At 71.8% G+C, this 24712-nt stretch carries 19 protein-coding genes; 13 read left to right on the forward strand and 6 right to left on the reverse strand.

Translation table 11 applies throughout. From position 1 onward, the window contains the following. Positions 1 to 45: 45 nt before the first annotated feature. A complete protein-coding gene (locus tag QRN56_RS26020) occupies positions 46 to 408 on the forward strand; it encodes a DUF3499 domain-containing protein (RefSeq protein ID WP_026366101.1) in 363 nt (120 codons plus the stop codon). 72 nt (positions 409 to 480) lie between these two features. Here the strand turns inward: QRN56_RS26020 and manA are convergent, their stop codons facing one another. Continuing rightward, a complete protein-coding gene (manA, locus tag QRN56_RS26025; protein WP_285108203.1) occupies positions 481 to 1731 on the reverse strand; it encodes a mannose-6-phosphate isomerase, class I in 1251 nt (416 codons plus the stop codon). Positions 1732 to 1911: 180 nt separating this feature from the next. Between manA and QRN56_RS26030 the strand changes: the two genes are divergently transcribed. Together QRN56_RS26030 and QRN56_RS26035 are read left to right on the forward strand one after the other, a co-directional pair. Continuing rightward, positions 1912 to 3417, forward strand: a complete 1506-nt coding sequence (locus tag QRN56_RS26030) for a phosphomannomutase/phosphoglucomutase (protein WP_285108204.1) — start codon at positions 1912 to 1914, stop codon at positions 3415 to 3417. Further along, a complete protein-coding gene (locus tag QRN56_RS26035; RefSeq protein WP_285108206.1) occupies positions 3414 to 3614 on the forward strand; it encodes a Trm112 family protein in 201 nt (66 codons plus the stop codon). Before QRN56_RS26030 ends, QRN56_RS26035 begins: the two co-directional genes overlap by 4 nt. Positions 3615 to 3645: 31 nt before the next feature. On the opposite strand, the gene QRN56_RS26040 is transcribed toward QRN56_RS26035, so the two are convergent. Then, on the reverse strand, positions 3646 to 5022 hold the full coding sequence (locus QRN56_RS26040) for a SpoIID/LytB domain-containing protein (protein ID WP_285108207.1): 1377 nt from the start codon (positions 5020 to 5022) through the stop codon (positions 3646 to 3648). A 155-nt stretch (positions 5023 to 5177) separates the two neighbouring features. On the opposite strand from QRN56_RS26040, the gene QRN56_RS26045 reads away from it, so the two are divergent. The 5 genes from QRN56_RS26045 to QRN56_RS26065 all read left to right on the forward strand — a co-directional run bounded on the left by QRN56_RS26045 (position 5178) and on the right by QRN56_RS26065 (position 12084). Continuing rightward, complete coding sequence (locus tag QRN56_RS26045; protein WP_285108208.1) at positions 5178 to 7142, forward strand: N-acetylmuramoyl-L-alanine amidase; 1965 nt, start codon at positions 5178 to 5180, stop codon at positions 7140 to 7142. Between the two features lie 83 nt (positions 7143 to 7225). Beyond that, on the forward strand, positions 7226 to 8161 hold the full coding sequence (locus QRN56_RS26050; protein WP_285108210.1) for a hypothetical protein: 936 nt from the start codon (positions 7226 to 7228) through the stop codon (positions 8159 to 8161). A 110-nt stretch (positions 8162 to 8271) separates the two neighbouring features. Further along, entirely contained in the window at positions 8272 to 9609 is a 1338-nt protein-coding gene (locus QRN56_RS26055) for a polysaccharide pyruvyl transferase family protein (protein WP_285108212.1), read from the forward strand. A 106-nt stretch (positions 9610 to 9715) separates the two neighbouring features. Then, entirely contained in the window at positions 9716 to 10615 is a 900-nt protein-coding gene (locus QRN56_RS26060) for a hypothetical protein (RefSeq protein WP_285108214.1), read from the forward strand. A gap of 80 nt (positions 10616 to 10695) precedes the next feature. After that, positions 10696 to 12084 carry a polysaccharide pyruvyl transferase family protein gene (locus QRN56_RS26065; protein ID WP_285108215.1) on the forward strand — a complete coding sequence of 463 codons (1389 nt, stop codon included), beginning with the start codon at positions 10696 to 10698 and terminating at the stop codon, positions 12082 to 12084. 197 nt (positions 12085 to 12281) lie between these two features. On the opposite strand, the gene QRN56_RS26070 is transcribed toward QRN56_RS26065, so the two are convergent. Both QRN56_RS26070 and QRN56_RS26075 read right to left on the reverse strand, forming a co-directional pair. Further along, entirely contained in the window at positions 12282 to 14192 is a 1911-nt protein-coding gene (locus QRN56_RS26070) for a glycosyltransferase (RefSeq protein WP_285108216.1), read from the reverse strand. A 66-nt stretch (positions 14193 to 14258) separates the two neighbouring features. Continuing rightward, complete coding sequence (locus QRN56_RS26075) at positions 14259 to 16367, reverse strand: polysaccharide pyruvyl transferase family protein (protein ID WP_285108218.1); 2109 nt, start codon at positions 16365 to 16367, stop codon at positions 14259 to 14261. 237 nt (positions 16368 to 16604) lie between these two features. Here QRN56_RS26075 and QRN56_RS26080 point away from each other — a divergent pair, with 237 nt between their 5' ends. The 3 genes from QRN56_RS26080 to QRN56_RS26090 all read left to right on the forward strand — a co-directional run bounded on the left by QRN56_RS26080 (position 16605) and on the right by QRN56_RS26090 (position 20075). Beyond that, positions 16605 to 17849, forward strand: coding sequence for an acylneuraminate cytidylyltransferase (locus QRN56_RS26080; RefSeq protein ID WP_285108220.1), 1245 nt, complete (start codon positions 16605 to 16607; stop codon positions 17847 to 17849). Positions 17850 to 17906: 57 nt separating this feature from the next. Continuing rightward, positions 17907 to 18800 (forward strand): N-acetylneuraminate synthase family protein, encoded by an 894-nt coding sequence (locus QRN56_RS26085; protein ID WP_036959513.1) that lies wholly within the window; start codon positions 17907 to 17909, stop codon positions 18798 to 18800. A gap of 231 nt (positions 18801 to 19031) precedes the next feature. Beyond that, positions 19032 to 20075 carry a glycosyltransferase family 2 protein gene (locus QRN56_RS26090; RefSeq protein WP_350224613.1) on the forward strand — a complete coding sequence of 348 codons (1044 nt, stop codon included), beginning with the start codon at positions 19032 to 19034 and terminating at the stop codon, positions 20073 to 20075. A gap of 89 nt (positions 20076 to 20164) precedes the next feature. Here QRN56_RS26090 and QRN56_RS26095 read toward each other — a convergent pair whose 3' ends face one another. Together QRN56_RS26095 and QRN56_RS26100 are read right to left on the reverse strand one after the other, a co-directional pair. Beyond that, on the reverse strand, positions 20165 to 21388 hold the full coding sequence (locus QRN56_RS26095) for a DUF6716 putative glycosyltransferase (RefSeq protein WP_285108222.1): 1224 nt from the start codon (positions 21386 to 21388) through the stop codon (positions 20165 to 20167). Beyond that, on the reverse strand, positions 21385 to 22458 hold the full coding sequence (locus QRN56_RS26100; protein WP_285108223.1) for a hypothetical protein: 1074 nt from the start codon (positions 22456 to 22458) through the stop codon (positions 21385 to 21387). The genes QRN56_RS26095 and QRN56_RS26100 overlap by 4 nt, the downstream gene beginning before the upstream one ends. 164 nt (positions 22459 to 22622) lie before the next feature. On the opposite strand from QRN56_RS26100, the gene QRN56_RS26105 reads away from it, so the two are divergent. Continuing rightward, on the forward strand, positions 22623 to 23618 hold the full coding sequence (locus QRN56_RS26105; protein WP_285108225.1) for an ABC transporter permease: 996 nt from the start codon (positions 22623 to 22625) through the stop codon (positions 23616 to 23618). Next, complete coding sequence (locus tag QRN56_RS26110) at positions 23611 to 24624, forward strand: ABC transporter ATP-binding protein (protein WP_502928841.1); 1014 nt, start codon at positions 23611 to 23613, stop codon at positions 24622 to 24624. The genes QRN56_RS26105 and QRN56_RS26110 overlap by 8 nt, the downstream gene beginning before the upstream one ends. The last annotated feature ends 88 nt before the right edge of the window (positions 24625 to 24712 follow it).

Genomic DNA, 24712 nt, shown 5'->3' on the forward strand with positions numbered 1-24712 from the left:
GCGTGTTCGGCACGTCCTACCCGGTCAGCGGCGTAGTCTCGGCGCGTGAGATCGGTGAGACAGTGTTCGCGCTCGGCCTGCACCAATGCGGCCGTGGCGACGCTCACGTACGTGTACGCGGACTCGACCGCGGTCTTGGGTCCGCTGGCGCACCTGGCCGAGCCCCACAGCTACGACCTGTGCGCGGAGCACGCCGAACGGCTGACCGCGCCGCGCGGGTGGGAGGTGGTGCGCCTCATGCCCGAGTTCGAGGACGCGGGGCCGAGCCCCGACGACCTGTCCGCGCTGGCCGACGCCGTGCGCGAGGCCGGCCGCCGGCGCCGTCCGGCAGAGCCGCCCACGGTGACCGAGACGGCGCGCCGCGGCCACCTCCGGGTCCTGCGCGCGGACGACGACAACTCCGCCTGAGCTCCCGTCACGTGTCAGACGTACAGGTCACCGGAGTGACCTGTACGTCTGACACGGAACGGCGGAAGGGGATCAGGGGACCCAGGCGCAGACCGCGTGGCCCGCTCCGGTCAGCTCCAGGTTGCCGGCGTCGTGCGGCACGAAGACCGACTCGCCCTGGGCCAGGCGCTGCGGCCCCTCCTCGGACCGGTCCGCCGTGAGCACCAGCTCGCCGTCCAGGCACAGCAGGATGCGCGGCCCCGTCGCGGGCAGCGCCACGGGCTCGCCCGGGTCGACGTCGGCCGTGGTCAGCGCGAACTCCGTGACCGGGACGCGGTAGGTGTGCACCTGCCCGCGGCTGCCCGCCGTCGTCACCTCGGGGGCGGACGGCTGCTGCGGGGCGAACACGGTGCACGCGACGAGGTTCTCCTCGTCCACGAGCTTGGTGGTCAGGCCCGCACGGAGCACGTTGTCGGAGCTGGCCATGATCTCGATGCCCACGCCGGACAGGTAGGCGTGCACCACGCCGGCGGGCGTGAACGCCGCCTCGCCCGGCTCCAGCGAGAACCGGTTGAGCATGAGGGACGCGATGGCGCCCGGGTCGCCGGGGTGCTGCTCGGCGAGGTCGATCACCGTGCGGTCGGCGCGCTCGAACGGGGAGCCGGCCGCCAGGCGGGCCCGGACCGAGCCGAGGGTCGCCTCGATGTCGGCGGCGCAGGCCTCGTCGGCGCGCGCGGACAGCAGGTGGTTGAACGCCTCGCGCATGCCGTCGTGGCTGCGGTCGTGCAGCAGGGCGGCCCGCACGCTCGCGACCATCTCACCCGACAGGCCCTCCAGCACGTCGAGGATGGTGCGCGGCGTGCGGAAGCCCGCCAGCCCCTCGAACTGCGAGAGGGCGACGATCATCTCGGGCTTGTGCTGGTCGTCCTTGAACGACCGCTTCGGCGAGGTCAGCGGCATCCCGGCCTTGTTCTCGCGCGCGAAGCCCTCCCGGGCCTGCCGCGGCGAGGGGTGCACCTGCAGCGACAGCGCCTTGCCGGCGGCCAGCACCTTGAGCAGGTACGGCAGGCGCGGCCCGAACTGCTCCGCGACCCGGTGGCCGAGCGTCTGCACGGGCGCCTCGCGGACCAGGCGGTCGAGGGCGACGTGGTCGACCTCGCCGTCGCGCGTGATCGCGCTGACCGACGGCGCGCTGGTGTGCGCGCCGAGCCACATCTCCGCCTGCGGCTCACCGTCCGGTTCCGCGCGGAGCAGGTGCGGGATCGCGTCGACGGATCCCCAGTCGTACCGCTGGATCGTGTTGGTCAGCGGGAGCGGGGCGTGGAACTGGGCAATCGCAAGCACCGCGCAAGGATAACCGTACGAAACATCCGGTTCCTGGACAGGATGCGGGGACGCCGTGCGGGGACGAGGTGGGCGACGTGCCGCGACGCGCGGCGGCGGCCCGCGGTCGGGGCACCCCTACCCGCAGATCGGGGGCACCCCTGATCGCGGTGGGCCGCCCGGGTTCCGTAGGCTGGCGGCGTGGCCATCGACCTGAGCACCCTCGTCAAGGCGTACGACGTACGCGGTGTTGTTCCCGACCAGCTCTCCCCGCACGTGGCGCAGGCCCTGGGGGCCGCGTTCGCCCGGGTGGTCGTGCTCGCGGACGCCGCGGCCGGCTCCACGGACGGCGACGACGGCGCCGGCGGCGACCCGGCCGCCCGCCCCGCCATGGTGATCGGCCGGGACATGCGCGACTCCGGTCCGGAGCTGGTGGACGCGTTCGCCCGGGGGGTGACCGACCAGGGCGTGGACGTGACGCTGATCGGGCTGTGCTCCACCGACGGGCTCTACTTCGCGTCGGGGCGGCTGGACGTGCCGGGCGCGATGTTCACCGCGAGCCACAACCCGGCGCGCTACAACGGCATCAAGCTGTGCCGCTCCGGCGCGCGCCCGGTGGGGCAGGAGACCGGCCTGGCTCAGGTCCGGGAGCTGGCGCAGGGTTACCTGGACGGCGGGCTCCCGGAGCCGGTGGCCGGGCCCGGCCGGGTCACCGAGCAGGACGTGCTCGCCGACTACGCGGGGTTCCTGCGGGAGCTGGTGGACCTGTCGCAGGTGCGGCCGCTGAAGGTGGTCGTGGACGCGGGCAACGGCATGGGCGGCCTGACGGTCCCCGCCGTCCTGGGGGACGCCGCGGGCCTGGCGGGGCTGCCGCTGGAGGTGGTGCCGCTGTTCTTCGAGCTGGACGGCACGTTCCCCAACCACGAGGCCAACCCGCTGGAGCCGGCCAACCTGATCGACCTGCAGGCCGCGGTCGTGGCGAACGAGGCGGACCTGGGGCTCGCGTTCGACGGCGACGCCGACCGGTGCTTCGTGGTGGACGAGCGCGGCGGCGCCGTCTCGCCGTCGGCCATCACGGCGCTGGTCGGGCTCGCGGAGGTGACCAAGGAGCTGGCCGCGGGCCGCACGCCGACGGTCATCCACAACCTGATCACCTCCCACGCGGTCCCGGACCTGCTGTCCGCGGCGGGCGCTCAGACCGTGCGCACCCGGGTGGGGCACTCGTTCATCAAGGCGCAGATGGCGGAGCACGACGCGGTGTTCGGCGGGGAGCACTCGGCGCACTACTACTTCCGCGAGTTCTGGTTCGCGGACACCGGGATGCTGGCCGCGCTGCACGTGCTGGCCGCGCTCGGGTCGCAGGACCACACGATGTCGGAGCTGGCCGAGATGTTCGAGCCGTACGTCGGCTCGGGCGAGATCAACTCGACGGTGCCGGACGCCGCCGCGGCGACCGAGCGGGTGCTGGACGCCTACCGGGCGGCGTACCCGGGGATCGTGGTGGACACGCTGGACGGGGTGACGGTCTCGCACTGGGAGTCGCACCCGCAGTGGTGGTTCAACCTGCGCGCGTCCAACACCGAGCCGCTGCTGCGGCTGAACGTCGAGGCCGCCGACCAGGACATCATGGAGAAGGTGCGCGACGACGTCCTGTCGCTCGTGCGTGATCCGGCCGCCGAGCCGGGCGAGGGAGAAGAGACACCGTGAGCACTGCCAAGACCGAGGCGCTGGAGCCGTGGGTGCGCGAGATCCTGCGCTGCCCCGTGACCGGGGCGACCCTGACGGACGGCGTCGGGCCCGGCGGCGAGCCGGAGCTGCACTCGACCGACGCCGAGCGGCCGCTGGCCTACCCCGTGCGCGACGGCATCCCGGTGCTGCTGGAGTCGGACGCCCGCCCGCTCTGAGCGGCCGGTCGGGCCGAGCAGCCGGCCGGGCTCAGCCCGGCCGGATGCTCGTGAACCAGGACGACGGCACGTTGCCCGCCGAGGTCTTCACGCCCACGCGTGACCGTATCTGGTCGGCCTTGCCCGAGATGCTCCGGGTGGCGCCGCTCGGCGACGTGGCCACGAGCCGCTTGACCTGACCGCTCGAGTACCGGTCCGTCACCTTGATCGACGCGACCCGGTCCAGGCCGAAGAGCTGCTGCGCCCTGGCCTGGCTGAGCGCCCGCTCCCACCGCACCATGCCGTTGCCGGGGGCCGCCTTCGAGTACGGGTCCGTCTCGGACCGCTCGTAGGGCACGGCCGACGACCAGACGTCCTCGGACCGCGCGCTCCGCCAGCCGTACCGGCTGCTCCCGCCGCTCGACGAGTAGTAGTGGGCGGCCACCGGCCGGCCGCCGTAGGTCAGCACGCTCGCCCGGGTGAGCGTGCGGGCCGTGGAGCTGACGGCCTTGCGCCAGTACGTGCTGCCGTCACCCGACGCCTTCTTCCACCCGGAGAACTGCTGGTCGCGGATGTCGTCCACGACGTGGCAGCGGCAGACCGCCTTGCGCTGCCCCGTCTCCAGCACCGCGTAGGAACGGGCGACCACGGCCTGGGCGCGCAGCGCCTGCTGGCCGCCGGCGGAGCCCCAGGACGAGGGCATCTCGGCGACGCCGTACAGGTAGTCGGTGTTCAACCGCAGCCGGTTGACGATGTTCGGCACCCCCTCGGAGGCGCTGAGCAGCAGCCGCCCGGACCGGTAGGAGCCGTGCGCGCCCTTGACGCTCGCCGTCGCCGGGCTCGCGCCGGGCTTGTAGTAGGGCGTCCCGGCCCACTGCAGCACGAGCTGGTCGTGCCGGTGCAGCACGCCGTCCGGGGTGCGCACCAGCACGTCGCCCTTGGCCGTGGACACGTTCAGCGTGCCCGCCGGGCCGAAGGCCACGGTCCGCTCGCCCGCGCGCAGCCGCCATCCGCCGCCGTGCACCGTGACCCTGGTGGCGCCCGAGTCGCCGTAGCTCGCGTACGAGTACGGGTCCGGCCCGTAGACCTGGACGTCGATCAGGGCCTTGGTGTTCACCCGTTTGGCCACGGTGCCCTGGTAGTAGTGCGCGAGGATGCCGGCGGCGGAGTGCCCCCGCCGGGACATCTCGTAGGCGCCGTACTGCGGCATCCCGACCCCGTGCCCGAAGCCCGAGCCCTCGATGACGAACCGGTCCGGCACCGCTGCGCTCGCGGTACCCGGGGCCGCGACGAGCGACGCCGCCGCGAGGACGAGGGGGAGGAACAGGTGGCGCCAGCGGTGCCGGCGACGCCGCCCGGGCTGGCGTTCGCGCCCGCCGCGCGAGGCGGGGGAGGGGACGGGTCGTTCGGCGTCGGCTCGTGTGCTCATGGTGATCACCCCTGACTGCACTGTGCATCACCGCCGGACGCTCGGCACCCGGGGTCGCCCCGGAGTCACCCGGGAGTCACCCGTGACTCACCCGAAACGGGTGATTGATGCCAACTTGGGTGCGGTGTCGCCCTGCCATGCCTACGGTCGGGGCCATGACGCCACTCGTGCGGAGAACGACCACGACATCCCTGGTACTCGTGCTCTCCGCCGGTGGCGTGCTGCTGCCGGCTGTCGAGCTGCCCCTCCCGGAGGCCTCGGCCGTGACACCGGAGCTCGACGAGGTACGCCTGACCGGCATCGATCCCGCGGCGCGGCGCGACCCGACCGCCCTGCGCGCGGCGCAGGGGCACGACGAGGCCCACGCGGACGCCCACGCGGAGACGAAGGCCGACGCCGGGGCGGGCACGGAGGGCGGCACGCGGTCCGACGCCGCCGAGGCGGTGCCCGGCCGGCTCGCGGCGCTGAGCCGCCGCACCGAGACCCTGGAGTTCCTCGTGGCCGGCGTCACCTGGGACGCCGGCACGGACGAGGAGGTCACCGAGGTCGCCCTGCGCGTCCGGGAGGACGACGGCTGGGGCGCCTGGCAGTCGGTCGGCGTCGAGGAGGTCGGTGCCGACGGCGCCGGGGTCCCCGGCGGCCGGGCCGGGACCGAGCCGTTCCTCTCCGCCGGCGCCGACGCCGTCCAGGCCCGCGTGCGGACGGTGAGCGGGCGGACGCCGTCGGGCCTCCGGGTCGACGTCGTGGACCCGGGCGCGACGGCCGCCGACGCGAACGCGGGGGCGGCGGCGCAGCCGGCGGGCTCGGCGAACGCGGCGACCGGCGACGAGATCCGGCCGGCGCTGGTGTCGCGCAGCAGCTGGGGCGCCGACGAGTCGCTGGGGGAGGTGTGGCCCGAGGTGTCGGGACGGCTGGACGCGATGTACGTGCACCACACGGCGGGCACCAACTCCTACAGCCGGAGCCAGTCGGCGGCGATCGTCCGGGGCATCTACGCCTACCACACGCGGTCCCGCGACTGGCCGGACATCGGCTACCAGTTCCTCGTCGACCGGTACGGGACGGTCTTCGTGGGGCGCCGGGAGGCGGCGACGGACAACCCGATCGGAGCGCAGGCGGGCGGCTTCAACACCGGCACCATCGGCATCTCCGCGATGGGCAGCTTCGACTCGGCGTCCCCGACGTCGTCCCTGCTGCGCAGCCTGGAGCGCGTGCTCGCGTGGAAGGCGTACCGCTACCACATGCCCGTCACCGGGACCGTCCGCCTGCCCAACGGCGGCAGCACGGGGTCCGGCACGCGCAGCGACCCGGGCGACGTGGTGCGGGTGCCCCGCATCCTCGGTCACCGCACGACGAACTGGACCGCGTGCCCCGGGACCCGGCTGGCCGAGCGCCTCCCGGCGATCCGCCGGGCGGTGAACGCGATGAAGAGGGCCGCGCTCGACCGGTACGGCACCGTGCGCTACACCACCGGCACGGTCACGGCCCGGGCCGCGGAGGGGAACCAGTACCCGGTCCAGTGGCCGGCCCGCACGCGGTTCCGGTGGGCCGCCGAACCGGGGGCGGTGCGCTACCAGGTGCTGGAGCGGTACGCGGGCTACCGGTCGCCCATGCCGAACGAGCGCTACTGGCGCCGTATCATCACGGTGTCGGGCACCTCGGCCAACCTGTACGCCGCCGAGGGGCTCTCGGTGCAGTACGGCGTGCGCGCGGTCGACCGCAACGGCCGGCTCGGCCCGATCTCGCACCTCGTGCGGACCACCCGCCCCGTGTCCTTCGCCTCGATGGCCAGCACCACGGGCACGTGGGCCCTGGTGCGCAACGACGCCTACTTCCGCGACCGGGCCTGGTCCACCGTCCACGCCGACAGCCGGCTCGTGGTGTCCGACGTCGAGCGCGTGACCCAGGTCCGCGTCATGACCGCGACGGCGCCCGGGCGCGGGCGGGTGGCCGTGTACGTGGGGGCCACCCGGGTGGGCGTGCTCGACACCGACCGGCCGAGCGCGGCGCAGCGGGTCCTCACCGTCCGCCTCCCGCGGACGATGTCGGGGCGGGTGACGCTGCGCACGCTCGACGACGCCCGGGTGCGGGTCAGCGGGGTGGCGTTCGTGCGGTGGTGAGGTGCCCGGAAAGCACTTCACGGAGCGGGTAGGGACCGCCTGTATCCTCGTGGGCGTTCATCCGCCCCGAAAGGTTGGTTCCCGTGAAGCACCTCGTCCTGCACGTCGGCGCGCACAAGACCGGTACGACGCTGGTGCAGAAGGCCCTGCGTGCTAGTCGTGAGGCCTTCGCGGCGCGTGGTTACGACGTACTCATCCGCAACGAGTACGAGAACCTCACCGAGGGTTACCACTCCCGGTGGCGCAGGCAGGGCGGCACCCTCCGCAACGTGACCCGGGCCTTCGAGATGGTCCGGAACGCGGCGACGCAGGACAGCCTGATCATCTCGCACGAGGACCTCCTGGCCTCGGTGCACTCGTTCCGGACGGGTCCCCTGTACGCGCCCGCCGGCGACGTGCTGGGGATCGCCCAGGAGGTGCTGCGGCCGGAGCGCACCACGGTGCTGCTGTACGTGCGCCGCCAGGACCGGTTCGTCGAGAGCTCCTACCTCCAGACCGTGCGCGTGGGCTCCACCCAGTCGTTCGAGGAGTTCATGGAGCCCGTGACCACGGACAACCTGCGGTGGGACACCCTGGTCGAGACGATCAAGGGGGCCGTCCCCGCGGACGCCGAGGTGCGGGTCAACTACTTCGAGGGCATCAAGGAGCTGCACTCGCGGCCGTTCGTGCGCGAGTTCTACCAGCAGACCGGTGCGGGTGTGACGCCCACGTTCTCGTTCAACACCGAGGCCGTCAACCGCGGGTACTCTGACGCGGCGCTGAAGCTCGCGCTCGTCGGCAACGGCGAGCTCGACGCGGAGGACCGCCGTAAGCTCCGCCTGTTCCTCGACGCCAACTTCTCCAACGTGACGCACCCCTCGCCGCTGCTCCTGACGCCGGAGCAGCGCGAGCAGATGCTGACCGAGCTCGCGCCGTCCAACAAGGCGCTGCACGAGATGGTGACACCCGGCCTCTCCCAGGCCGCGGCGGACCTCGCGGTGAACAAGGGCGAGTCGCCGTACCTCCGCGGTGGGAAGTGACTCGAACCGCGACATGACGTTCCGTCGCCCAGGGGGCGGCGGGCTTGGCAGATCTGACCACAGTGATCAAGGATGGTTCCCGTGCATTCCAAGACCCGGCGCGTGACACGATGAAGCGACTTCGACTGTTCCATTTCGACATCAAGACGTACGGCAACTACGGGGACACCCTGCTGTTCGAGACCGTGCGCGAGCTCTTCGAGGGCTTCGCGGGCGGGGACGCCTTCGAGATCGTCCAGAGCCGACAGCTGCGCGACCCCGTGACCCCGCGTCTGGTCGACTTCATCAACGAGAACGTCGACGCCGTCGTCGTCGGCGGTGGTGGCCTGTTCCTCAGCGACACGAACCCGAACCAGCGCTCCGGCTGGCAGTGGAACATCTCGCTGGACCTGCTGCGCCGCATCGAGAAGCCGCTCATCATCTTCGCGGTGGGCAACAACCGCTTCATCGACCAGCCGGACTTCGAGGACCCGTTCCGCGAGCACGTCAACCTGACGCTCGAGAAGTCGGTCTTCTTCGGCCTGCGCAACCACGGCTCGGTGGAGACCATCAAGCCGTACATCACCCCGTCGAACCGGGACCGGGTCACGTACCAGCCGTGCCCGACGACGCTCTCGTCGTTCCTGTACCCGGACCTGTTCCGCGACGAGATCCCGCACGAGCGCCGCATCTCGGCCGAGTCGATCGTGGGCAAGCGCCAGGCGCGCGCCGGGTTCGACGCCGACAAGATCTACGCCGACCAGGTGGACGTGCTGGCCAAGCTCTCCGGTGAGGGCTGGCGCATCGAGAGCGTGCCGCACGCCCGCGCCGACATGGGCTTCCACGACCGGCTCACCGAGCGTGGCATCGTGGACAGCGAGCACGTGCTGTGGGGCAACCGCGACGTGCTCTACCAGGGCATCGAGTACTTCGCCGGCCTGCCGATGATCCTGGGCACGCGCGGCCACGCGCAGATGGTGCCGTTCGGCATGGGCGCGATCCCGCTGTCCCTGTACGTGCACCACAAGATCCGCTACTTCGCGACCGACATCGGCCACGCGGACTGGGCGATCGACCCGCGCGCGGACGGCTTCCAGGACACGCTGTACCGGACCATCAACGAGTCCTACGAGCGCCAGCCGGAGCTGCGCAAGGAGCTGGCGGGCGTCCGCCAGGGCTTCTTCGACACGTCGATGGACAACCTGTCGACGATCTACAAGAACCTCACGGGCGAGACGGTCACGCCGTCGTTCCGCGCGCTGACGCCGCCGGAGCGCCGCACCGCGGCGCGGGCGTACGACTCGTCCATGCGGTTCGACAAGCTCGAGCAGGACAACGGCCGGCTCAAGCGCGAGCTGAACAAGGCCCGCAAGGACCTCGAGGCCGTGGGCGGTCCCCGCAAGCAGCTGGTGCCGGACGGCCTGCGCCGGCGGCTGCGCCCGCTGCGCAAGCGCCTCATGGGCGGCTGACCGGCCGATCCGGCCGGCGAACGCCGGGGTGGTCCTGGACCACCCCGGCGTTTTCGCTGTCCGGAGCCGGATGGCGCCGCGGCCGCCCGCGCGTAGTCTCGGTGCGATGAAGCACCTCGTGCTCCACGCGGGCGCCGCCAAGACCGGCAGCACGCTCGTGCAGAAGGCCCTCAACGCCAACCGGGAGAAGCTTGGGGCGAAGGGTTACGCGGTCCTGGTCCGGCACGACTACGAGGCCGCCACCGGCGGGGCGCACGCGCGGTGGCGCCGCAGGGGCGCCGGGATCGAGAACGTCAGCCTCGGCTTCGCGCGGCTGCGGGACCAGCTCGAGCACGAGAGCCTCGTGCTGTCGCACGAGGACCTGTTCGCGACGGTGCAGTCCTTCCGCAGGGGGCCGGTCTACCGGTCGGCGGGCGACGTGCTGCGCCTCGCCGTCAAGGAGCTGCGCCCCGAGCGGATCACGGTGCTGTTCTACGTGCGCCGGCAGGACCGGTTCGTGGAGAGCGCCTACCTGCAGACCGTCCGCATGGGCTCCACCCTCACGTTCGAGGAGTTCATGGAGCCGGTCGCCGACGAGTACCTGCGCTGGGACGTGCTCGTCGACCAGATGCGGGCGGCGCTGCCCGACGGCGCGGACCTGCGGATCAAGTACTTCGAGACCATCAAGACCCTCGGGTCGCGGGGCTTCGTGCGGGACTTCTTCGCGGCGACCGGGGCGGGCGTGCCGCCGACGTTCTCGTTCAACACCGAGAGCGTCAACCGGGGCTACTCGGACGTGGCGCTGCAGATCGCGCTCCTCGGCAACGCCCTGCTCGAGAAGCAGGACACGCAGGAGCTCCGCCACTTCCTGGACGCGCGCTTCTCCAACCTCACGCATCCGCCGCCGCAGCTCCTGACCCCCGAGCGGCGGGCCGGGCTGCTCGCCGCGCTCGCGCCGTCGAACGAGGCTCTGCACCGCCAGATCGGCGCGGACGGCACGTCGCCGTACCTGCCCGGCGCCGGGTGACACCGTAGCCGTCCCCGCGCAGGTCCGGCGGCTCGCGGCTATATTCCCCTCAGGGGGCAGCCGCGCGATGTGAGGGGACCATGCGACGCCAACGCCTTCTGCACCTCGACCTCAAGACCGTCTACAGCTACGGCGACCAGCTGCTCTTCGAGCTCGTCCGCCAGACCTTCAACTCCTGGGGCGGCGGTGAGCATCTCGAGCTCACGAGCAGCAGCCCGTTCCGCGAGCGGGCGACCAGCTCGTTCGTGGACGACATCAACGAGCACTTCGACGCTGTGGTCATCGGCGGCGGGGGCATCTTCCCGCGGCGCACCAACGCCACACCCGCCTCGGGCTGGCAGTGGAACATCACCACGGAGCTGCTGGCGCGGCTGAGGAAGCCGATCATCGTGTTCGGCGCGGGCAACCCGGCCCCGTTCGACCCGGAGCGCTACAACGAGGTGTTCCGCAGGCACGTCAACCGGACGATGGCGCAGAGCGTCTTCTTCGGGCTGCGCTCCACCGGCGCCGTAGAGGACATGCGTGACTGGCTGGAGGCGCCGGAGGACGCCCCGCAGCTCACCCTGCAGCCCTGCCCGACGACGATCGCGCGCGTGCTGCTGCCCCGCCTCGCGAGCGAGCCCCCCGACGACGACACCCGGCGGATCGGCATCCAGGTGGGCCTGGAGGTGGCGCACGTGGACTCGGGACTCGAGCCGGGTGCGATCTTCCCGCGGCTGCGCGACCTCGTCGTGGCACTCCAGGAGGACGGCTGGGCCGTCGAGTTCCTGGGCCACAAGCGCACGGACATGAAGTTCTTCCAGGAGTACGGCGCCGAGCTCGGGCTCGTGGGGCACCGGCTGTTCGGGAGCACCCGCGTGCTGTTCGAGGGGGCCCGCACCTACGCGCACCTCCCGGTGGTGCTCGGCGCGCGCGGCCACTCGCAGATGATCCCGTTCGGCCTGAACAACATCCCGCTGTCGCTGAGCACCAACAACAAGATCAAGTACTTCGCCCACGAGATCGGCCATCCCGAGTTCCTGGTCGACCCGTGGCGGAGCGACTTCGCGACCGACGCGTTCGCGCGGATCACCACGGCCGACCGGAAGCGCGCGGAGCTGCGCGCGGAGCTCGCGGCCACCCAGCAGCGCTTCGTCGACACGACCCGGCGCAACCTCTCGGTCATCTACGAACGCCTCACGGGGGAGCAGGTCGACGCGGACCTCGCCCCGTACAGCGAGCGGGAGCTCAGCCTCGCCCAGGCCTGCTACGACGCCGACTACGAGCGGCGCCGGCTGGCGGAGGCCGCCCGCGACGCGGAGGCCGGGGCGCAGGGGCAGAACGGTGGCGCGGCGGCCGCGCGCGCCGCCGCCGGCAAGCCCACCCGTGCGGCGGCGCACGCGGCCCCGGGCAGGAACGGGTCCCTGACCACCTTGCGGCGGATCGTGCGGGCCGGGCGGCGCAGGGCCCGGCGCGTGCTCAGCCGGTAGCACGAAGCCCGTGGGGCGGGAACCTTTCGGTTCCCGCCCCACGGGCTGCGTCGCGCACGGGTCAGGCTCTGTTTGCCTCGGCTCTCACCCTGCGCTGCGCCTCCGGCTCAGGCTCAGTTTGTCGTCGCCTGAGCCTGCGGCTCCGCTCCGGGCGAGTGCCTCGTTCCTCGGCTCTCACCCTGCGCTGCGCCTCCGGCTCAGGCGAGCTTCTTCTTGATGGAGCGCGCCTGCGCCAGCATCATGTCCTTCATCACGCTGCGGCGCGGGTCCATGGCGTACGCCTGCTTGAGCACGCGGGCGCAGTCGTCGTGCCGGCCCAGCCGGCGGTACGCCTTGGCCAGCTCGCGCAGCTCGCCCGACGTCGGCTGGCGCTCCGCGATGACGCCCTCGAGCAGGCGCACGGCCTCGTTCGCCTTGTTGGTCCGGTTGGCCAGCTGGGCCTGCCGGAACGGGCTGCTGCTGCCGGCCTCCGGCGGCTTGCCGCCGGCCGCGGTGTGCCGCAGCTCGCGCACCAGCTCGTTCTTCTCCCAGTCGGAGAGGTAGTCGAGCCAGGCGTAGTCGAGCTGGTCGTACCGCTCGCCCTTCGACGTCGGCTCCCACGGCTTGCGGCCCACGTAGTGGAGAACCTTGACGTCCTCCTCGTTGAACACCTGCGGGTGGTGGGAGTAGATGCGCTTGGTGGTGTTGTACTCCAGGGGCAGCTTGCGCCAGTCCGAGAAGAACTGGTTGAGGAAGCCCTGGTCGCCGCCGTCGTACGACGTCGTGTGGCTCAGCTGCGACATCATCTTCTCGAACATCCCGTGCGAGGGGTTCACGGCGAAGACGCCGGAGTTGAACACGTTGCCGTCGGGCAGGTCCAGGCCGGCGTCGGGCACGGCGGCGAAGTCGTCGCCCTCGAACAGCTCGTCCAGGCTGCCCTTCACGACGGTGTCGCTGTCGAGGTAGACGACGCGGTCGAAGAAGTCGAGCCGGAACACGTGCAGCTTCGTGTACGTCATCGCGAAGCGCGCCTGGATCTTGTTGCCGCCCGAGTTCATCGGGTTGCGGATGCCCGGGACCTGGATGGTCCGGATGTCGCTGGCGGCGAGGGCGCTGCGGTCGGCGTCAGGCGTGACGAGTGCGATGAGCGGGACGTCCGAGTGCTCGCGCAGCGAGTTCGCCAGGGCGCGCGCGCCGTGGTGGTACGAGCCGGAGACCACGGTGATGTACGCGCACTTGCGCCCGTCGATCTCCTTCCACAGCGGGCCGCCGACCGCGGGGACGATCACGGAGGTGTCCTCGCCGACCTCGGGGAGCTCGAGGTCCACCGTGTCCTTGGACACGGCGAGCGTCGGCACCGCCTCGGGCGTCAGGTGCGGGCGCTCGGTCAGCTCGTCGGCCGGGGGCACGAACAGGTGCAGCGTGTCCGACTGGCTCACCGAACGGATGGTCGCGTCCGGGAACTCGGCGAGGCAGGAGCGCAGGAACGCGAGGTCGGAGTCCAGGCCGTGGGCCGACTCGTAGCCCGGCGTGAGGTCCTTGTCCTTGAGCGCGGACTCCGCCGCCTGGGTGACCGTGTAGCCGTAGCGGCTGTCCTTGGACTCGTAGAGGTCGACACCGGCGAGGTAGATCTCGCGGAAGCCGACGCCGAGGCCGAACGCCAGGGCCTGCATGCCCGTGGTGGGCAGGCCCGGCCGGCTCATGAAGGCGCGGGCGAGGCGGGGGTGCCGCGCCGGGATGGACCAGGAGTCCAGCTCCTCGACGCCGGCGAGCGGGTCCAGGCCGTACTTGTCGCCGTCGCGGTTCGCGGCGTGGCGCATCGGGCTGAGGATCCGGCGGACGTCGTAGCGTCCCGAGCGGACCTCGTCCTGCAGCAGCTTCTCCAGCTTCTCGTTCGGGATGGCGCTGAAGTACGCGTCGACCCGGTCACCGAAGTGGTAGTTGCTCTCCAGGAAGAACCAGTTCATCCGGAAGACGACCACGTCCGCCGGGATCCGGTGATAGGGAGGCATGGCCGACGACGGCCCGTTGCCGACGATCAGCAGGGGCCTGTCGATCAGGTCGGCGAACGATGCGATCTCCGCGTCGCCCGGTTCACGGCCGAGCGGCACGCTCCGCATGGTGGGCATCGAGATAACTCCCTTTCGGTGTACTGAGACCGGTTGAGTCTAACGGCGATGTGGTGACACGAGAGGTCAAGCCTTCGCGACGTCCGCGGCCGCGGCGCGGACGTGCGGGAGCAGCAGCTGCTGGCGGTCGGCGACGTCGGCCCGGTACTCGTCCTCCCGGGCCAGCACGTCGAGGGTCCGCTCCGCGAGCCGGGCGCCGAGGTCGGCGTCGGCCACGTCGTAGCCCCAGTCCGGACGCTCCACGTCCTCCAGGAAGTACCGCATCTTCGGGTGCGACACGATGCTCAGGACGGGGGTGCCCAGGCCGAACGGGATCATCGTCGCGTGGCCGCGCATGCCGATCACGAGCGACGCCTGCCGGTAGACGGCGAGCGCGTCGGCCTGGTCCATGTAGTGGAGCTCGTCAACGGGCAGCGTCAGGTCGTGCGCCGCCTCCAGGTCCTTCGCCAGCTTGAGGTCGCCACGGGTGTGCGCGGCGATGCGGACCTCCGCGCCGCCCTTGCCCGCCTTCTCCGCGAGCTCGACGATCTGCTCCAGGAAGTCCGCGTACCCGGCGCCGAAGCGCCGCTCGCTGCGGTCGAACGCCGCGTTGACCAGCACCGTGCCGGATCCGGTGCGTCCGGCGGGCAGGTCCGGGCGGATGTGCTCGAGCACGGTGGTGGGGCAGGGCACGAAGCGCACCTTGTCGTGCAGCTCGGCGGGCAGCAGGTCGCGCACGCGCTCCATCGAGCCGGTGTTGCGCAGGCCCAGGAACTCGGCCTTGCGCGTGAAGGCGATCAGGCTGCGGCGGAACAGGTCGCCCTTGAACCGCTGCCCGGTGAAGAGGTTGAAGCCGACGGCGAAGGCGTAGACGGGCACCGTCACCGCGTCGAGCGAGGCGGGCGGCACGTTCCACTGCCAGCCGCTGTTCGAGTTGGGCGAGGTGTCCGGGAGGAAGAGGCCGCCGCCGCCCACGACGAGTGCGCGCTGGGCGTTCGCGATCCGGACGAACTCGTCGTCGAACACCTGGTGCGCGTGGAACGACGTCCAGTCGGTGGGGCCGGCGGGCTCCGTGATCGCGTCCCGGACGGCGTCCGGCAGCACGATGTCGCCGAAGTTCTCCCCGCGGTCCACGTAGAACGCGACGTGGCCCATGCCGCCCGTGGGGGCGTCGGCCTCGGCCGGCGTGACCGGGTGCTCGGCCCGGGCGAGCACGGTCCGCACCGACGAGCGCGGCATGTCGTGGCGGATCGCCTTGCGGGCCAGGGTGTGCGCAGACTCGTCGTCGTGCATGATCCAGGCGACCTGCGCCGCGCGGGCCGAGCCGAGGCCGGGGCTGGCGATCCGGAAGGCCCGGCGCGCCGCGTCGTACCGGCTGAGCGCCGACAGCGTGGTGCCGAGGGCGACGAGGTACCGCTCGGTGACCATGCCGTACTGGCGGAACGTGCCCTGCAGCAGGTGCAGCGCGCCGGCGTGGTCGCCGTCGGCCGCGATGAACTCGGCGTTCTCGACGGCGACGTCGAGCAGGTCGGGCCGTGCCTCCAGCACCGTCATGCGGCCGGCGTCGGCGTACGCGTCCAGGAGGTCACCCAGCGGTCCCTCGACGCCGTGGGTGAGGCACGCGACGAGGTACCGGCCGAAGGCGGCGTCGGCCGCCCTGCGGTTCGCGAGGGAGACCGACGCCGCGAGCTCCCGCAGGTCCGCCAGCTCCGCCGGGCCGTCGTCCTTGAGCATTCCCTTCCGGAAGTCCACGAACTGCTGCATGTCCTCGACCGCGCGCTGCGCGTTGGTGCGGCGGCGGGCCACCGAGCCCGTGCCCTTGGACGCGTCGTAGAAGTGCTGCTCCGCCGCCTCGGCGTCGCCGCCGAGGAGGGCGACGATGCCTGCGAGGCGGAGGGTCTCGGGGTCGGGCGACCCGGTCCGCAGCAGCCTGGTCAGCGTGGTCGCGGCGGTCAGGTCCCAGCGGTCGATCGCCGTGCTCGCGCCGGCGAGCAGCGCCGCGCGCACCTCGGGGACGTGCTTCCAGGCGATCACGCCCCGCGCGAGCGCGCGCGTGGTGGCATGGTCCAGCTTCGGCCGGGAGCCCGTGGCCCGCTGCAGAGCGCGCATCACCTCGGCGGTGCGCTGCGCGTTCTCACGCCGCTTGGTCCGGGACACGGCCCGAGGCACGTCGCCGTCGTGCGGGGAGTTCGCCATGCGACCTTCGGTTCCGGGCACTCGAGCTGTCTCCGTTCTCGGCACGGTCACGCCGGCTTCTGGGGCGCCGCATACCGTTTCGTGGGGATTCTTCTGGGGGGCCGGCGGCTGTCGCCGCGCTACGGCAGGATCCCACATCCTGCCCGACGCCGGGGGCGGGCCCGTGTGCGTCGGACGGCGCTGGTCACGCTACTGTGGACGGCGTACCCGTCCAGACCCGATCCGAGAGTGCCACGTATGTCAGTACCCGGTGAAACCCCGTCCGCCGTAGTAGTCATCCCGGCCCGGGGAGGTTCGCAGGGCGTACCCCTGAAGAACCTCGCGCGGGTGGACGGGATCACGCTGGTCGGGCGTGCCGTCCAGGCGTCCCTCGCCGCCCCCTCCGTGGCCGAGGTCATCGTCTCGACCGACCACGACGAGATCGCCGCCGAGGCGCGCCTGCACGGTGCGCGCGTGGTGGTCCGCCCCGCCGAGATCGCCGGCAGCACGGCGTCGTCCGAGTCGGCCCTGCTGCACGTGCTCGACCGCGTCGAGGCCGGGGACGGCGGCCTGCCCGCCCAGGAGATCCCGCCCGTGACCGTCCTGGTGCAGTGCACCTCGCCGTTCATCGACCCCGAGGACCTGGACACCGCGATCCGCCGCGTCACGCGCGGCGAGAAGGACGTCGTGGTCGCGGTCTCCGAGACGCACGACTTCCAGTGGCGCATCGACGACGGCGTCGCGACGCCCGTGGGCCACACCACCGACTTCCGCCCGCGCCGGCAGGACCGCGCCCCGCACTTCCGCGAGACCGGTGCGTTCTACGTGATGCGCACGGACGGGTTCCGTGAGACCGGCCGCCGCTTCTTCGGCGACGTCGGCATCCAGCCGCTGGCCCCCGAGTGGTCCATCGAGATCGACGAGCCCCGCGACCTCTGGCTCGCCCGCCAGCTCGTCGACCAGGAGAGCGACGCGGCACCGGTGCCGCTCGACGTGGACGCGCTCGTCACGGACTTCGACGGCGTGCACACCGACGACCACGCCTACGTGGACCAGGACGGCACCGAGCAGGTGCGCGTGAGCCGCGGTGACGGCATGGGCGTGTCCCGCCTGCGCCGGACCGGCCTGCCGTTCCTCATCCTCTCGACCGAGACCAACAAGGTGGTCGCGTCCCGCGCCGACAAGCTGAAGGTGCAGGTCATGCACGGTGTCGAGGACAAGGCCACCGCCCTGCGGGCGTGGATCGCCGAGCAGGACCTCGATCCGGCACGGGTCGCCTACGTCGGGAACGACGTGAACGACCTGGCCGCCATGGCCGTCGTCGGGTGGCCCGTCGCGGTCGCCGACGCGCGTCCCGAGGTCAAGGCTCAGGCCCGGCTGGTGCTGTCCCGCGAGGGCGGGAACGGTGCGGTCCGTGAGATCTGTGACCGTATACTCGCTGCGCGTCCGGGTGAAGTCACCGCCGGTTCGGCAGCCACCCAGACCCCCGTCGTCACCGGTTAGTCCCGACGACACGTAACAGCACTACCCTGTGCTCGACCCTTTCGGAAGGACCTTCTTATGAGCGCGACGAACGCGCAGCCCGCGCCGGTCACTATCGGCGACCTGCAGGTCGGCGCCGACCAGCCCGTGTACGTGATCGGTGAGATCGGCATCAACCACAACGGTGACGTCGAGATCGCCAAGAAGCTGATCGATGTCGCGGTCGAGGCCGGATGCCAGGCCGTGAAGTTCCAGAAGCGCACTCCGGAGATCAGCACGCCGAAGGACCAGCGTGACAAGATCCGTCAGACGCCCTGGGGCGAGATGACGTACCTCGAGTACAAGTACAAGGTCGAGTTCGAGGAGCCGGAGTACACGGAGATCGACGCGTACGCCAAGGAGAAGGGCGTCCAGTGGTTCGCCTCTCCGTGGGACGCCCCCTCGGTGGACTTCCTGGAGAAGATGGGCGTGCCGACCCACAAGGTCGCCTCCGCCTCGGTCACCGACCACGAGATGCTTCGCGCGCTCGCCGCCACCGGCAAGCCGATCATCCTGTCGACCGGCATGTCGACGCTGGAGCAGATCGACGCCGCCGTGGAGATCCTGGACACGAGCAAGCTCGTGATCCTGCACGCCACGTCGACCTACCCGCTTCCCCCCGAGGAGGCGAACCTGCGCACCATCACGACGCTGCAGGAGCGCTACGGCGTGCCCGTCGGCTACTCGGGCCACGAGACCGGCCTCCAGATCTCCCTCGCCGCCGTGGCGCTGGGCGCCGTGGCCGTCGAGCGGCACATCACGCTCGACCGCGCCATGTGGGGCTCGGACCACGCCTCCTCGCTCGAGCCCAAGGGCCTCGAGAACCTGGTGCGCGACATCCGCATCCTCGAGAAGGCGCTCGGCGACGGTCAGAAGCGCGTCATGCCCGGTGAGTTCTCGCCGATGTCGCGCCTGCGTCGCGTCGACGCCTGAGACGAAGGTTCAGCGCAGGGTGGGGGCCGAGGAACGAGGCACCTGCCCGGAGCGGAACCGCAGGCTCGGGCGTCAGAAGGACAGAGCCTGAGACCGCACACCGCACCACTGCTTGAGTCGTCGGAGGCGGGCCCCGCACGCGCGGCGCCCGCCTCCGATGTATCCGGAACTGACAGAACACGAGATCGTGGACCCATGGGTCCCGCCAGCGCGTCAACGAGAGGAGGCCTCGTGCCCGAGCGGGTAGAGGCGGCGAGCATGCCGTTGGTGACGGTGGTCGCCGTCGTACGTGACGAGGAGCCCTACCTCGAGGCGATGGTGCGCTCGATCCTGGGCCAGGACTACCCGCACCCGCTGCACATGGTGCTCGCGGTGGGACCGTCCAAGGACCGGACCCGCGAGATCGCGGACAAGCTCGCCGTCGAGACCGGACGCGTCACCGTGGTGGACAACCCGACGGGCTCCAAGCCGCTCGGCCTGAACGCGGGCCTTGAGCGCATGCCCGAGGGACACTCGATCTTCGTCCGCGTGGACGGCCACACGGTGGCCGAGCCCACGTACGTGCGCCGCGCGGTGGAGGCCCTCCAGGCCGCGGGCGCGGACGGCGTCGGCGGACGGATGCTTCCCGTCGGCGACACCCCGGTGCAGAAGGCCGTCGCGCGCGCGATGAGCCACCCGGCGGGCCTGGGCGCCGCGTCCTTCCACACGGGCGGCGTCGCCGGCCCGGCCGAGACGGTCTACCTGGGCACGTTCCGCCGCGAGGCGCTGGAGCGCGTGGGCGGGTACTCGCCCGTGTACGTGCGGGCCCAGGACTGGGAGCTGTGCCTGCGCCTGCGCACGAGCGGCAGCCTGCTGTGGTTCGACCCGTCGCTCGTGGTCGAGTACAAGCCGCGCCGCTCGCTGGGCGCCGTCGCCACGCAGTTCTGGCGCACCGGCATGTGGCGCCGCGAGGTGGTGCGCCGCAACCCCGGCACCGCGAACCTGCGCTACCTCGCCCCGCCCACCGCCGTCATCGTGCTCGGCGTGTCCGTGCTGGTGGCGATCGGCGGTGCCGTCGCGGGCTCGCTGCCCGTGACGCTGGTCGGCCTCGTGCCGCCGGCCGCCTACCTCCTGGGCGTGCTGGCGGCGTCGGCGCACGCGGCGACGCGTCGCCCGCGGCTCGACCTGCGCTCGGCGCTGGCCCTGCCGGCGACGCTCGTGACCATGCACATGGCGTGGGGCGCCGGGTTCCTGCGCGGGCTCACGGAGCGCGTGCGGGTCGACGACGGCGTCTGACGCCCCCGAACGTCGAACGAGGTGTCAGACGTACAGGTCACTCGGGTGACCTGTACGTCTGACACCTCGTTCGGCTCTGGACGGTCGGGTCAGGCCTTCTTGTCCAGGAACAGCAGCCGCACCGGACGGGTCGTCAGCCGGATCACGTCGTAGACGAACTTGGGCAGGTACATCTGCAGGGCCATCCGCAGGTAGCGGGCGCGCAGCCACGGCTTGACCTCGGCCAGCTCGGTGAGCGTCCCGGCCTCGCGGCGTGCGGCCAGCTCCCGGACCGTCGCGGGCAGCTCGGAGTCCGCGGCGTGCAGGTAGTTGTCCTCGAGCCAGGCGGTGTCGGGCTGCGGCCCGCCGGCGCGGAACGCCTCGGCGGCGTCGGCCACGTGCATCACGCAGCCGCTGCCGGCGAACGGCGCGTTGAGCAGCTCGGGGCTCACGCCGAAGTCGTCGATGATGACGGTCGACAGGCCGAGGGCCAGCCCCTCCATCGCGGCGGTCGAGCTGACGGTCATGAGCGCGGAGCCGGCCTGCAGCCACTCCGCCATCGGACCGTCGACGAACCGCAGCGCGTCGCTGCGGTGCCCGAGCCGCTCGTGCTCGGTGTCCCACAGCTCGTCGTAGGGGAACGCCTCGTTGTGCGTCTGCCGCTCGCCCTTGCGGGCACGCAGCTTCACGATGACCTCGAAGTCGTCCTCGGCGAGCTTCGCGAGGCGGTCCAGGAGGGTCACGCGGTCGGGCCGGTTGTCCGGCACCTTCGCCTGCGCGGCGAACACGACGCGCTTGACCGGCTCGGTGCCCAGGCTCGCGGCCGTGTGCTCGAGGAACGGCAGGTGGGCCAGCGGCACCTCGGGCGTGACCCCGTGCGCGGCGAAGGCCTCGTGGTAGGCGTCCACCTCGAGGCGGCTGTGCACCACGAACGCGTCGCACCAGCGGCGCCAGCCCGTGCCCTCGGGCGTGGCGGGCAGCGCCATGCCGGGCAGGCCGGTGATCAGGGCGGGCCGGCGCTTGCCCGCGGCGGCCACGACGGCGCGCGCCACGACCTCGGCCACAGGCCCGGTGGCCGCGATGAGCACGACGTCGGGGGTGTTGTCCCGGATCTGCGCGGCGAGGTCCCGGACGGGCAGGACGGCGGGCCGGACCACGGAGGACCCGGCGACGGCGGCGGCGATCTGACTGGTGGTCGGTGCGATCGGCGTCTTGACGATCACGGCCGAGCGGTCGAGCCCGCTCTCGTCGGCCGGTCCGAGCCTGTCCAGCGTCGCGCATGCCCACTTCAGATACGAGTCGCTGTCCGCGACCGCGAGCACGCGGATGGTCATTCGTTCGCCTCCGGGGAGTCGGTTTCCGAAGCGTCGTCGGCTGCGGCCCGGGCTTGCCGGGCGAGCTCGACGACGCTGGTCAGGTGTGCTCGTTGTTCGGCCGTGGCGCGCGGGGTCCACCAGTCGGCGGGCACGTCGAGCGCGGTGACGGGGACACCGAGCGGTGAAATGATAGTGGTCAACAGGATGGTCGATGTCGACGGCAGGCTCAGCACGCGCTGGCCCGCCCGCAGGCCCCGCAGCCGGATCTCGACGGGGGCACCAGGCACGTCGACGGTCACGCCGTCGATCCCGGCCAGGGTAGCGAGCAGCTCCGGCGTCTGACGGCGGTGCGGCACGTAGCGCAGGGCGCTCTCCTTGGCCAGCGACCGGATCCAGTCGACGTACCGGTGCGGGTCGATCAGCTTGTCCGCGGCCATCGCCGACCCGACGACGATCGTGGGCTCGGGCATGGCCTCGTCGGCGGGCTGCGCGGTGAGCCAGCCGAACTGGTTGTGCCGCACGTCGAAGCCCTGGGCCCGCAGGCCGGCGGACAGCTCGGGGGTCAGCGGCATCGCGGTGAAGATCGTGACGCGGCCGTCGGCGGCGAGCGACCGCAGGCGGCCGGCGGCGACGGCGCCGAGCCGGCGTCGGGGGGCACGCGCGGGCCGGCCGATCCGGACCAGCGGGTCACGGCGCACCAGGAGGCGGCACAGCTCGAGGGTGGCCAGGCCGTCGTCGACCAGGACCATGCGCTCCGGGCGCCGCAGGGGCGCGGTGGCCTGGAACAGTCCGGAGAAGGCGTCGCCCACGAGCCAGACGGGCTCGCGCGCGGTCAGGGCGCTGCGGCGGCCCGCCAGGTCGAAGGTCAGCCCGTCGGGGAGGCTGAGCTCGCGCACCGCGGACAGGGCGTCGCCCAGGGCGGGGACGTCGTCGCGCACGTGCACGTGGGTCTCTGTACCGCCGTACCCGGCGGCGTGCGCTTCGACCGTGCAGAGCAGCTGCAGCGGCGACTCGACCAGGGCGCCGGCGACACGCGGGGACGCGGTGCCCGGGTCGGTCGTTCGAGGAGCGGGACGGGGGTGCTGCACGCGTGGCAGTCTCTCACGGGAGACGTCCGCCGAGGTCCGGCGGGCGTGGTCCCGCGCTGTCGCCCAGGAATCCCGACCACACTGCTAGGGTTCGTGACCCGCTAGGATCGAACGGCCGGACAACGCCCGGCAGTGCCCCCGACCAGACAGGTATTTCACGCACCGTGAGCACACCTACTACCGACGCGGCAGCGCCTGCGAAGCCCGCCGCCAGCGGCAACGCCAAACAGCCGCCGCCGCCGCTCGTTCCCGGCACCACGTCGGCCGAGCGTCTCGCCCTCGCGAAGCAGTACGGACTGCGCCCCCTGAACGTCCGCCCGCCCCTGGGCGAGTACATCCGCGACCTGACCGGACGCTGGGCCTTCATCCGCGTCCTGGCCACGTCGACGGCGTACGCCAAGAACCAGAACAACTACCTGGGCCAGCTCTGGGCCGTGCTCAACCCCATCCTCAACGCGACCGTGTACGTGCTGATCTTCGGCATCCTGCTCGGGCTCAACCGCGGGGTGGACAACTCGATCGCCTTCATCGTGATCGGCGTCTTCATGTACCGCTTCATCGAGTCCTCGGTGACCGGCGGTGCCAAGTCGATCAGCGGCAAGACCCAGCTGCTGCGCTCCCTGCACTTCCCGCGGGCGGTGCTGCCGATGTCGACGGTGCTGTCGCTGCTGACCACGCTGCTGCCCGCGATCGTGGTCATGTGCATCGTGACGCTGCTCAGCGGACTGCTGCCCGGCTACGAGATGATCCACGTGACCTGGTGGTGGCTCCTGCTGCCCGCCGCGATCGCGCTGATGTGGATCTTCAACACCGGGCTGGCGTTCTTCATGGCGCGGTACGTGGCCACGACGCCGGACATCGAGAACGTGCTGCCGTTCGTCATGCGCGTCGTGATGTACGCCTCCGGCGTCATCTTCCCGCTCGCCGACTACGTCGCGCGGCTGGAGATCCCCGAGACGTCGAAGGCGATCGTCGGCGGTGTCCTGGAGTACCAGCCGGTCGCGGTGTACCTGTACCTGGTGCGCTCCGTGCTGATGCAGGAGGAGCAGTTCCCGCCCAGCGGCCTCATGTGGGCCCTCGGTGGTGTGTGGGCCGTCGTGTTCTTCGTGATCGGTTTCATCGTCTTCTGGCGCGGTGAGGAGAGGTACGGACGTGACTGAGGCCGACGAGCACATGGACTTCGACCTCGAGGTCGAGCCCGAGGACGCCGGGCAGGAGGCGCTGGAGACCGACCTGGGCGACCCGTGCCTCGTGGTGGACGACCTGCACGTCGTCTACCGCGTCATCGGCGGACGGGCCCGCAAGGAGGCCGAGAAGGGCGGGGCCGAGATCCGCGAGATCAAGGTCAAGGTGCCCTTCCACAAGCGGCTGCTCCAGGCCGGACGCCGGCACGTCGGCGCGGTGAGCGAGGTGCACGCCGTGCGGGGTGTCTCCTTCACGGTGCGGCACGGCGAGTCCATCGGGATCGTCGGCGTCAACGGCTCGGGCAAGAGCACCATGCTCCGGGCGATCGCCGGCCTCATGCCCCCCAAGAAGGGCAGCGTGCACGTCTCCGGCGAGCCGTCGCTGCTCGGCGTGAATGCGGCGCTCATGCCGCAGCTCACCGGCGAGCGGAACATCATGATCGGCGGCCTCGCGCTCGGGCTCACGCCCAAGCAGGTCGACGAGAAGTTCGACGAGGTGGTGGAGTTCGCCGGCATCGGCGACTTCGTCTACCTGCCGATGACGACGTACTCGTCCGGTATGGGCGCGCGCCTGCGGTTCGCGATCTCGTCGGCCGCGTCGCCGGACATCCTGATGATCGACGAGGCCCTCGCCACCGGCGACGCCGCCTTCAAGGAGCGCAGCAAGTCGCGCATCGAGGAGGTCCGCGCCAACGCGGGCACCGTCTTCCTGGTGAGCCACTCGATCTCCACGATCGAGGCCATGTGCACGCGTGTGCTGTGGATGCACCAGGGGCAGCTCGTCATGGACGGTCCCGTGCACGAGGTCGCCGAGGCGTACAAGAACTTCGTGCGCGCACAGCGTCCCGGCATGGGCCCGGCCCGTCGTCGGGCGCTCCAGCGCAAGCGTGCGGCGGAAGAGGCCGCGCGGAAGAAGGCGGAAGAGGCCGAGCTGAAGAAGGCCCAGGAGGCCGAGGCGAACAAGGCCGAGGCCACGGCCTGAGGCCCCGCCGGGCCTCGGCCCAGGGCCCAGGCCCGGCGGGTGATCGGTAGAAGGTCAGGTGATCGGCAGCCCGAGCTGCCGGTCACCT

This window comes from Promicromonospora sp. MEB111 (assembly GCF_030209445.1).
Taxonomy (GTDB): Bacteria; Actinomycetota; Actinomycetes; order Actinomycetales; family Cellulomonadaceae; genus Promicromonospora.